The sequence below is a fragment of the Streptomyces sp. NPDC060028 genome (assembly GCF_042736725.1).
GTDB lineage: Bacteria > Actinomycetota > Actinomycetes > Streptomycetales > Streptomycetaceae > Streptomyces.
Window position 1 is genome coordinate 1 of the sequence record NZ_JBHWVJ010000163.1, and the last position, 4,294, is coordinate 4,294.

At 73.5% G+C, this 4,294-nt stretch carries 4 protein-coding genes; all 4 read right to left on the bottom strand.

Going from position 1 to position 4,294, the window contains the following annotated elements; all coding sequences use genetic code 11:
* Positions 1-86: 86 nt before the first annotated feature.
* Complete coding sequence (locus ACFWBF_RS37050; RefSeq protein WP_385609233.1) at positions 87-683, bottom strand: Uma2 family endonuclease; 597 nt, start codon at positions 681-683, stop codon at positions 87-89.
* Between the two features lie 78 nt (positions 684-761).
* Positions 762-2,072, bottom strand: a complete 1,311-nt coding sequence (locus ACFWBF_RS37055; RefSeq protein WP_385609234.1) for a DUF58 domain-containing protein — start codon at positions 2,070-2,072, stop codon at positions 762-764.
* On the bottom strand, positions 2,072-3,034 hold the full coding sequence (locus ACFWBF_RS37060) for an AAA family ATPase (RefSeq protein WP_385609235.1): 963 nt from the start codon (positions 3,032-3,034) through the stop codon (positions 2,072-2,074). The genes ACFWBF_RS37055 and ACFWBF_RS37060 overlap by 1 nt, the downstream gene beginning before the upstream one ends.
* Positions 3,031-4,294 (bottom strand): DUF4350 domain-containing protein (locus tag ACFWBF_RS37065; RefSeq protein ID WP_385609236.1); only part of this gene is annotated, 1,264 nt, incomplete at its 5' end. The genes ACFWBF_RS37060 and ACFWBF_RS37065, both read right to left, overlap by 4 nt.

Sequence of the window (4,294 nt, forward strand, 5' to 3'; positions counted from 1 at the left end):
ACAATCATTGTGGGAAAGCCCCGCACCTTTAATGGTGCGGGGCTTTTCTGCGTTCTGGACCAGGTCCGTGTGGACTCGGCCCGGGCCTACCAGTCGGCGGGGTAGCTCTTGAGGCTGCTCGTGTCGAGCGTCCACCGGCCGGCGGGGACGGTGTCTCCGAAGGAGTAGGGGACCTTCTTGCGGTAGCGGATGGCGTCGGGCCCATCCGAGGGGTCGCTGTGGACCATGACGGTCTTCTTGTCCTTGCGGGGGTCCACCACGACATAGAGCGGGACCCCCATTCTCGGATAGTCGTGAAGCTTGTCGCGGATATCAGTGAGGGAATTCGTTCGCGAGACGACCTCAACCACCATCAGGACATCGCGGGAGTTGACGACCTTCGCCGTGTCGTCGGTGTCTTCTTCGGCGATGACCATGAGGTCGGGGACCTTGGTCAGGGCTGTCACCGGATCGCCCATGTTCGTGTGATTGAGAGCCATGACCTCGGGTGTCTGGGCCTCGATCTGACGGCGCAGCCGCACCACGTTCAGCCCGTGGGGAGCCGTGGGGCTCACCATCGTGAGGAAGATCTGACCGTCGGTGGTCTGCACCTTCCAGTGGTCTTCCTGATGCTCGGCCAGCTCCGAAAGTCGCTCCGCGAAGTCGTGCATGCGGCGCATCTGCTCCGGGGTGAGGTCGGCCACGGTGTCCTCCTGGTGGGTCCGCGCCCAGCGTATCCAGGTCAGGACGGCGAGTGCCCGTCTCGGAACGGATCGGGGTGGTTAGAGGCGGCCGGCGGACTTGAGGGCGAGGTAGGCGTCGGCCAGGGCTGGGGGGAGGGTGTCCGGGGTGGCGTCGACGACGTGGACGCCGTGGCGAGTGAGTTGTTCGGCCGTGCGGCGGCGTTGGGACTGGGACTGGGTGGCGGCCGCGGCCTCGTAGACGGCGTCCAGGGAGCCGCGCGAGGCGGCCATGGACGCGATGTGCGGGTCGGCCACCGAGGCCAGCAGGACCGTGTGGCGCTGGGTGAGGCGGGGGAGGAGCGGGAGCAGGCCCTCCTCGATGGGGGCCGCGTCCAGGCTGGTCAGGAGGACGACCAGGGAGCGGCGCGGGGCGCTGCGCAGGATCGTGGAGACCAGGGTCCGGGCGTCGGTTTCGACGAGCTCCGGTTCCAGGGTGGCCATGGCGGTGACGAAGGCCGGCAGGGTGTCGGCGGCCGAGCGGCCCTGGATCTGGGCGCGGGGGCGGCGGTCGTGGGCCAGGAGGTCCACGCGGTCGCCGGCACGGGTGGCCAGGGCGGTGAGCAGGAGCGCGGCGTCCATGGACGCGTCCAGGCGGGGGGCGTCGCCGACGCGGCCCGCGGAGGTGCGGCCGGTGTCGAGGCAGATCAGGATGTGCCGGTCGCGTTCGGGGCGCCAGGTGCGGACGGCGACCTTCTGCCGGCGGGCGGTGGCGCGCCAGTCGATGGAGCGGGTGTCGTCGCCGGGGACGTAATCGCGCAGGCTGTCGAACTCGGTGCCTTCGCCGCGGGTCAGAACGCTGGTGCGGCCGTCCAGTTCGCGCAGGCGGGCCAGGCGCGAGGGCAGGTGCTTGCGGCTGGTGAAGGGCGGCAGGACCCGTACGGTCCAGGGCACGGTGTGGGCACCCTGGCGGGCCAGGAGGCCGAGCGGGCCGTACGAGCGGATGGTGACGCGGTCGGCCTGCCGGTCGCCGCGGCGGGTGGGCCGCAGGCGGGTGGTGAGGCGGCGGCGTTCGCCCCCGGGGACGGTGACCTCGTGGCGGGACGCGGCCGCGTCCGTGCCCGGCAGCCAGCTGCTCGGGGGCCAGGCGTCGCGGACGCGGGCGCGGAGCGCGCGGGTGCTCGGGTTGGTGACGGTGAGGTGGACGTCCGCGGTTTCGCCGAGGCGGACCGAGGTGTCGCCGGAGCGGGCCAGGGTGAGGCTGCGGACCGGCGCGGCGAGGGCGTAGTCGACCGCGCAGGCCAGGGCGAGCGGGCCGTTGACCGCGAGCATCCCCGTCCAGCTCGGTTCGAGGATGCCGACGGGGATGCTGCCGAGGGCCGCGAGCAGGGCGGCGCGTCCGGTGAGGGCCATCAGCGCGGGACGGGGACGTGGGCGAGGATCGCCGAGATGACCGAGTCCGGGGTGACGCCTTCCATTTCGGCTTCGGGGCGGAGCTGGACGCGGTGGCGCAGGGTGGGCAGGGCGAGGGCCTTGACGTCGTCGGGGGTGACGTAGTCGCGGCCGGTGAGCCAGGCCCAGGCGCGGGCGGTGGACAGCAGTGCGGTGGCGCCGCGCGGGGAGACGCCGAGGGTGAGGGACGGCGATTCGCGGGTGGCGCGGCAGATGTCGACGACGTAGCCGGTGATCTCGGAGGAGACGGAGACCTTGGCGACGGCCTCGCGGGCGGCTTCGAGTTCGGCCGGGCCGGCGACCGGGCGGACGCCGGCGGCGTGTAGGTCGCGCGGGTTGAAGCCGGCGGCGTGCCGGGTCAGTACGCCGATCTCGTCCTCGCGGGAGGGGAGCGGGACGGTCAGCTTGAGCAGGAAGCGGTCGAGTTGGGCTTCGGGGAGCGGGTACGTGCCCTCGTACTCGACCGGGTTCATGGTGGCGGCGACGAGGAAGGGCTCGGGGAGCTTGCGGGGGGTGCCGTCGACGGTGACCTGGCGCTCCTCCATGGCTTCGAGGAGGGAGGACTGGGTCTTGGGCGGGGTCCGGTTGATCTCGTCCGCGAGGAGGAGGTTGGTGAAGACCGGGCCGTTCTGGAAGGAGAACTCGGCGGTGCGGGCGTCGTAGACGAGCGAGCCGGTGACGTCGCTCGGCATCAGGTCGGGGGTGAACTGGACGCGCTTGGTGTCGAGTTCGAGGGACGCGGCGAGGGCCCGTACGAGGAGGGTCTTCGCGACACCGGGGACGCCTTCGAGGAGGACGTGGCCGCGGCACAGGAGGGCGACGACGAGACCGGTGACGGCGGAGTCCTGGCCGACCACGGCCTTCGCGATCTCGGTTCGGAGCGCCTCCAGGGCGGAGCGGGCGCTGTCCGTGGTGGCCGTCATGAGGTGCGGACCTCTCTTTCGAGGGCGTCGAGGTGGTCGGCGAGCGCGACGAGTGCCGCGTCGTCGGCGGGGGTGGTGCCGAAGAGCAGGGTGGTCAGGTCCCGGGTGCCGTCAGGGTTTTGCGTGCCGTCCGGGCCTTGCGTGCCGTACGGGAAGCGGGCGGAGACGGCGGGGACCAGGGCCGCGGGGTCGTGTGCGCGGGCGGGCGGTACGCCGACCAGTGCGGCGAGGCGTTCGCGGGTGGCGGCGCGCAGCACGGTCGCGGCGCGGTCGCGGGCGTCGGCCTTGCGGTAGAGGCGGGCGCGGCCCTCGGTGGCCTCGGAGGCGCGGACGGCGACGGGCAGCCGTTCGGTGACGAGCGGGCCGAGACGGCGGGCGCGCCAGAGGGCGGCGAGGGCGGCGGCGGTGAAGAGCTGGAGCAGGGCCCAGTTCCAGCCGTCGGGGATCAGTTCGAGGAGGCTCTTGTCCTGGCTGCCGGCGGCGGCGTCCGGGTCGGTGTCCGTGAGGGACGGCATGTACCAGACGAGGTCGGGGCGGGAGCCGAGGAGTTGGAGGGCGAGGGAGGCGTTGCCCTCCTTGGCGAGGCTCCGGTTGAGGAGGATCGTCTCGGAGGCGAGCAGGACGGTGTCGCCACCGGTGGTTCCCGTGGGGAGGACGAGGAGGGTGGGGTTGCCGTGGCTGGGGTAACAGGCGGTGGCTGCGCGGGTGTCGGTGGTGTAGCGGTGGCCGCCGCCGGTGGCTGCCCGGCCGGCGGAGGCCGCGGCGGGCAGGGAGCAGGCGGGGTCGAGGGTGTCGTCGAGCGCGTCGCCGCGGACGTGGGTGCCGGGGGCCAGGTCGGGGAGGCCGAGGGGGCCGGGGGCGAGGAGCACGGTGCGGCCGCCGGAGAGGTCGATGGCGGAGCGGATGGCTCGGCGCTGGCCGTCGCCGAGCAGGTCGGGTTCGGTGACCAGGAGGGTCGCGTCGGGTCCGGCCGCGTCGGCGGCCTCGCGGGCGGTGGTGACGACGCGGACGGTGACTCCGCGCTCCTTGAGCAGCTCGGCGAGGGCGCGGCTGCCGTAGGGGTCGGCGGAGCGGGGGTCGAGGTGGCCGTGGTGGGCGCCGGAGTTGAGCGCGGCCATGGTGATTGCGGCGGCGATGAGCACGGCGAGCGCGACGGCGATCCCCCGGGCGCGCGCCCACAGCCCGGCCGGGCCCCTGCGGGGTGCGCGGGGCGCGTCGGGCGCGAGCAGCACCGCGGTGGTCGGGTCCGCCGGGCGCCCG